The organism is Acidobacteriota bacterium, from assembly GCA_034211275.1.
Taxonomy (GTDB): Bacteria; Acidobacteriota; Thermoanaerobaculia; order Multivoradales; family JAHZIX01; genus JAGQSE01.
Genome location: JAXHTF010000029.1, coordinates 43,059 through 49,058 on the forward strand (window position 1 = coordinate 43,059; position 6,000 = coordinate 49,058).

The window sequence follows — 6,000 nt, forward strand, 5'->3', positions numbered from 1 at the left end:
CAGACCACCCAACCCCCGACCGGGAGAGGGACGCCCCCCGCCCCTCCCGGCAGATCCAAGAATCACGCTGAGCAGCGAGCTTCCCCCTCTACCGGGTGGACGGGCGGGAGGGCCGGGAGAGGGGGACCGAGGGGGTGAGGGCTCGGCCCTCAAAAAACCTCCACAACCAACCTCATCCGCACCATCGGTGGGCTGGCGCCCACCCTACTCTTGCTCAAACCGTCTGGGCCATTGGAACCAAGCGCCTCCCCCAAGATCACCCGGAACGAAGAGCTTCCCCCTCTACCGGGCGGACGGGCGGGAGGGCCGGGAGAGGGGGACCGAGGGGGTGAGGGCTCTTGCCAGTCTCGCCAAGACCTCGCTCAACCCCATCAAACCGCCGCCGGCTCCCCTTCCTCCATCTGCTGGCGCAAGAACCCTTCGACGAACGGCGTCAAATCCCCGTCGAGGACCCGATCCGCATCGCCCACCTCGACCCCGGTGCGGTGGTCTTTGACCATGCGGTAGGGGTGCAGGACGTAGCTGCGGATCTGGCTGCCCCAGGCGATTTCCATCTTCTGGCCTTCGCGGGCGGCATGCTCTTCGGCGCGCTTGTCCACCTCGCGCTGGTAGAGGCGGGATTTGAGCATCTTCATGGCTGTGGCGCGGTTCTTGATCTGACTGCGCTCGTTCTGGCAGGAGACCACGATATTGGTCGGCAGGTGGGTGATGCGCACCGCCGATTCGGTCTTGTTGACGTGCTGGCCGCCGGCGCCGGAGGAGCGGTAGGTGTCGATGCGCAGGTCTTTGTCCTGGATGTCCACCTCGATGTCGTCATCCACCTCCGGATAGACGTCCACCGACGCGAAGGAGGTGTGGCGGCGCTTAGCGGCGTCGTAAGGGCTGATGCGCACCAGGCGGTGGACGCCGCGGCTCTCCTTCAAATAGCCGAAGGCATAGGAACCGCGGATCGCCACCGTGGCGCTCTTGATCCCCGCTTCTTCCCCCTCCTGCCGGTCCAGCAGCTCCGCCGTATAGCCTTCCTGCTCGGCGTAGCGCAGGTACATGCGCAGCAGCATCTCGGCCCAATCCTGGGACTCGGTGCCGCCGGCGCCGGCATTGAGAGTGAGGATGGCGTCTTTTTCGTCGTCGGGACCGGAGAGCTTGAGCCGCAGCTCCAGCTTCGGCAGCTCCTTCTCCAGGGTGGCCATGAGCTTCTCCAGCTCGTCCTCCCCTTCGCCTTCCTCCACCAGCTCCCGCCATACCTCCAGCTCCTCGGAGTAGGAACCGAGGCGGTCGAGGGTCTCTTTTTGGCGCTCTAGATCCCGCCGCTCCTTGAGCAGGGGCGCGCTGGTCTCGGGGTTGTCCCAGAACCCCGGCTGCTGCATTTGGTGGTCTAATTCGGAGAGCTTGGTATCGAGGTCGGCAACCTCAAAGATACCTCCTCAGGTCGACGAGCTGCGAGCTCAAGTCGTCCATCCGGCGCTGAGTTTCCAATCCAATCATCATCCATTCCTCCAACCGCGGACTATAGCAGAGGCCGTATCTATCCGGCGGCGGATCCCGGGGCTCCGGGGAAGAAAGTTGTCACAACAGAGGCTGAGCCGTTACCGCGGCTCCGGCGGAGCACCCCGGCGGCCCACGAAGGACCGCACCAGCAGCCCGAGCACCAGCAGCCAGCAAAGCACCGGCACCGCCCACGGCGCCCGGCTGAACAGGCTGCGCTGGTGTCGGCCGGAGACGGTGGCGGAGAGGACCCCCATCTCGTCCATGGGCAGACGCTGGCGCACCGAGCCGTCGGGGCCCACCACCGCAGTGATGCCGGTGATGGCGGCGCGGATCAGCGGCCGGCGGTTCTCGGCGGCGCGGTAGCGCACTGCCTGGAAGAGCTGAGTGCGGGCCGCCGAGTCACCGTACCAGGCATCGTTGCTGATGGTCCCCAGAAGGGTCGCCCCCTGAGCCACCGACTCCGCCACCAGCGACGGGAAGGCGGACTCGAAACAGATGGCCATGGCCAGCTGCTCCTCCCCTACCGGCAGCAGCCCCACCGTTTCCCCGGGGGTGAACTCGCCGGCGTTGCGCGCCAGCTTGCCGACGAAGGGCAGAATCTCTTTGAGCGGGATCCGTTCCCCCCAGGGGACCAGCTCGCGCTTGTCGTAGCGGTCGAGGGTGCCCTCCGGAGTGAGCAGGAAGGCGGAGTTGAAGAGCTCGCCGTGGTCGCTGTAGTGGGGGGAGTTGAGGATCACCGGGCAGCCGCGGCCGATGAGGGCGTCGAGATCGTGACGGAATTGGCGATGGTGGCGCTCCGGAGCCTCCAGCTCGTAGGGCCACACCGCGCTCTCGGGCCACACCAGCAGCGCACCGCGGGCGTCGCAGGCGTCCCGGGAGAGGTCGAAGACGCGGTCGTAGTTGCGCCGGATCTCCTGCCAGTCGGGGACGATGGCGTTCTCGACGTTGGGCTGAAGCAGCCGCACCGGCAGTCCCGACGAAGCGTCGGATCCCGTGCTTCCCGGCACCGCCGTCGCCCAGCCGAAGAGGCAGAGCGCCCCCGCCGTCGCCAGCACCCCCGCCGCCGGCTGCCAGCGCCGGTTCACAGAATCAGGCGTGAAGCTCAGGGCCAGCCCGGTGTTGACCATCACCACCACGAAGGTGACGCCCCAGGCGCCGATCCAGGCGGAGAGGGGCAAGGCCCCCGGAACGTCAATCCAGGTGTAGGCGCCGAGATTCCATGGAAAACCGCCGAAGAGCCAGCTCTGGGCCCACTCCATCCCGACGAAGGCCGCCGGCACCCCCAACAAGGCCAGGAGAGTGTGCCCGGAGCGCAAGAAACGCGCCCCCAGCGCCGCCACCAGGGCGAAGTAGAGACCGAGAAAGCCCGCCAGCCCCGCCAGCAACACCATGGACAGCGCCTTCGGCAGGCCGCCGTAATTCTGCAGGGTGTAGACGATCCACGGGATGCCGGTGATCCAGGCACAGAGGCCGAAGATCCAGCCCAGAAACCAGGGCAGCTTGGGGCCCGTAGTGCGGCGCAGAGCCACCAGCAACGGTACCAGCGCCACCGAGGAGAGCAGCGGCGGCAGCCAGACCGGCAGCCGGCCGAAGCTCAGTCCCCACAGCACGCCGCTGACGGCGGCGGCGAGGATCGAGAGCAGGGTGCGGCGCACGGTGAAGGTGAGCGTTGCGGTGCTACGAAATGCGGGAGATTGAAAAGGCCTGGAGCTCGGCGAGAGCGCATCGGCCCCCGGTAGCTAGGGAGTGATCCAGGTTTCCAGACGCAACTGTTGCCGTACCCGGCCAGCCACCGTCTCCGCCTCGCTGCGGTCGTCGTAGGGTCCCAGGCGCACCCGGTGCATGGTCTGGCCGTTGACCTCCACCGGCGACAGGAAGGCCGGGAAACCACCGCCCTTGAGGCGCTGGAGAACCTTCCCCGCCTGGCCCTCGTCCCGGGAGGAGAAGACCTGGATGAAGACCTGCTCGGCGGTGGTGGGAGGCCGGCGCACGGTGGACCGGGGCACCGCCGGATTGTCCTCCGCGCCGGAGCTCTCGGGCACCGTCCGCGGCGGCGGGGGCGCGGGCGCCGGTGGTGGTGGCGGCGGGGGCGGAGCGGCCTCCTCCGCCGGTTCTTCGTCGAGCACATCCTCCGCCAGAGTGGTAGGCGTTGGCGGGGACGCGGGGGGAGGCGGCGTCACCGGCACCTCGCGCACCGCGTCGGGCCGCGCAGCGTCGGAAGTGGCGTCCTCCTGTGGCGCCTCGTCGCTGCCGCCGCCTTCCTCGGAGCCTTCCTCGGAGAAGAACTTGAACTCCTGGAGGTCGTCGGCGGCAGCCGGGTCGGCTTCCGCCACTTCCATCGGCGGCGGCGAGGCGCTGGCCTGGGCGTCGCCGCGGCCGATCCACAGCCCGGCGAAGAAGGACGCCAGCATGCACACCAGAAGGATGGTGAAGGCGACCAAAACCTGGCGGTTGGTCAGGGCGATCTCGTAATAACTCGGTTCTTCGGCTTCACTCATCGGGTGGCTATGTCTTCAGTGGGTTCGGCTGGAGTGGACTCATCTCAATGGGGCGCAACACGCGAACCCGCAAGATTCTTCCTCGGCGGGCTGCCTAAAACAGGCAGGTGCCGGATCAACGGGCAGTATAGTCCGCCGCGGCGCGGGCTCCAAGGACGATGGAGTCCCGGCACCCACGAGTGGGGCTCCCGTCATTCCCGCGCCGGTGGGAAGCATCCCTCCGGCGCAAAGACCTCCGCCGCCGTGGTGGGCAGGCGCGAAGCCGGTGGCAGGGAGAGGCGCGCCAGCAGATGCCGTTCGAGCTCCACCCGGTCATAGTCCGCGGGCCAGGGACTGCGGCGGAAGACCAGCTCCGAAAAGGTCATGCCCAGACCGCCGTCGAGGCGCAGATCCACCGTCTCGACGGGCCCCGGCGATCCCCCTTCCGGAAGCTCCGCCACCTGCAGCGACAGCGCCAGCCGCCAGCCGGCGTCGATGCCCTCCCAGCTCTGCAGCCTCTCCACCGCCCGCCGGCGCTGCTCCGGCCGGTCACGCCAGCGGGGCGACGCCGCGAGGTTCGGGTCCGCCGCCAGGGCCCGCGCCGCCAGCTGCACCGCGAGCTCTTCATCGGTTTCCAGATCCAGGGCGCGGAAGGCCGGAAGACCACTCAGGGGCAGCAGAGCGCAGGCTTGGCGTAGCGCTTCGAGGGCCCACGGCGCTCCCCCCCGGCGGGCGCCGAGCCCGGCCTCGAGCCAGAGATAGCCCACCCCCTGCGCACTCTCCGCCGCCGTCCGCTGCTGTTCCGGATCCTCATCCAGCTGGCCGAAGATGGAGCGGTAGAGGGGAAAGTCCGGGTCCAGCGCCACCGCCCGGCCGACCTCGTAGTATTGAACGTCCCCATCCTCCGCCACTTCCGGCGCCGCGGCGCGCTCATAGCTGCGCTGGGCCAGGAGCAGCGGCGTCAGGGCCACCGCCGCGGCGAAAACATAGACCAGATAGGCGCCGACGGTGACGGGCCGACGCCAGCGCTCTCCCCTGCTCTGAGCCGGGGAGCTGAAGCTCGGAGGCCTGGGCTGCGGCGCCGCCGCCACCAACGCCCCCACGACCACCGCCAGCGCCACCGGCAGCGCGCTGGCGCCGAAGAAAGCGCCGCCGCTGGAGACCACCGCGAACCCCACCAGCCCCAGCGCGGCTGCGGCGGTCCAGGGTGCATCCTCCCCTCCCCCGCCGGAGCTTCTCTGCCCTTCCCCCCGGCGCAGCAGGCGCTGTCCCAACAACAGGACCACCACCGCCACCGCCAACACCAGAGCCCCCAGGCCCAGCTCGTAGAAGATCTGCAGCGGCAGCGAATGCAGGTCGCTGACGATCTCCCCCGGCGGGTTGATCCCCGGCTCGGGGCGCAGGAATCGTCCCACGGTCCACGGCGTCGAGCCCGGGCCCCAGCCGAGCCAGGGCCGTGCCAGAGCCCCCTCCCAGCCGGCCTGCCAATAGGTTTGGCGGGCCAGCAGCGAGCTATCGTCGCCGCCGCTGAGCCCGGCCCAACGAGGGACCAGCGGCGCCAGAGCCACAGCCACGGCCCCGACGGTCAGGGGCCACAAGAGACCGCGGCTCAGCCCCGAGGTTCGATCGTTCTTCCGCGCGCGACCGAGGGCGACGGCGGCCAGCAGCAGCACCAGGCCCAGTGCGGCTCCCCCCAGCACCGAGCGGGTGAGAGCCAGCGCCGCCGTCCCCAGGATCGCAGCGCTCCCCGCCAGCCAGCGCCCCGGTCCCGGGCGCCGCACCCCCAGCACCGCCAGAGGCAGCAACAGGGCCAGCCACGCCGCCGTCGGCAGATGATGCCCCAGCGGCAGCGCCGCCCGCTCGGTGGCGAGGCCGAAGCGCCCCCACAGGGCCCACGCTGCCAGCACCGTCACCACCGCCGCCAACGCCGCCCCGCCCCGCCGCCGATCTCCGTCGCTGCGCCAACACCGCACCACCGCCGCCGGCAGCAGGTAGAGGGCCGGCAGCAGAATCACCACCACCCCCCCCCCCCCCC

Annotated in this window: 4 protein-coding genes; all 4 read right to left on the minus strand. The window is 69.8% G+C overall.

Annotated elements, in window-relative coordinates; all coding sequences use genetic code 11:
• Positions 1-371: 371 nt before the first annotated feature.
• Positions 372-1,488 (minus strand): peptide chain release factor 2 gene (gene prfB / locus SX243_07450; GenBank protein MDY7092790.1). Its coding sequence is split into 2 segments (ribosomal slippage): positions 372-1,421 and positions 1,423-1,488, totalling 1,116 coding nucleotides; the frame shifts between segments, so codons are not numbered across the junction.
• 98 nt (positions 1,489-1,586) lie between these two features.
• A complete protein-coding gene (lnt, locus tag SX243_07455; protein ID MDY7092791.1) occupies positions 1,587-3,143 on the minus strand; it encodes an apolipoprotein N-acyltransferase in 1,557 nt (518 codons plus the stop codon).
• A gap of 84 nt (positions 3,144-3,227) precedes the next feature.
• Positions 3,228-3,986 (minus strand): SPOR domain-containing protein, encoded by a 759-nt coding sequence (locus SX243_07460; protein MDY7092792.1) that lies wholly within the window; start codon positions 3,984-3,986, stop codon positions 3,228-3,230.
• Between the two features lie 191 nt (positions 3,987-4,177).
• Positions 4,178-6,000 (minus strand): O-antigen ligase family protein (locus SX243_07465; protein ID MDY7092793.1); only part of this gene is annotated, 1,823 nt, incomplete at its 5' end.

Bases quoted from the DNA above. Each gene is read 5' to 3' on its own strand.
- SX243_07460 (MDY7092792.1), bottom strand. From the start codon at position 3,986: ATGAGTGAAGCCGAAGAACCGAGTTATTACGAGATCGCCCTGACCAAC.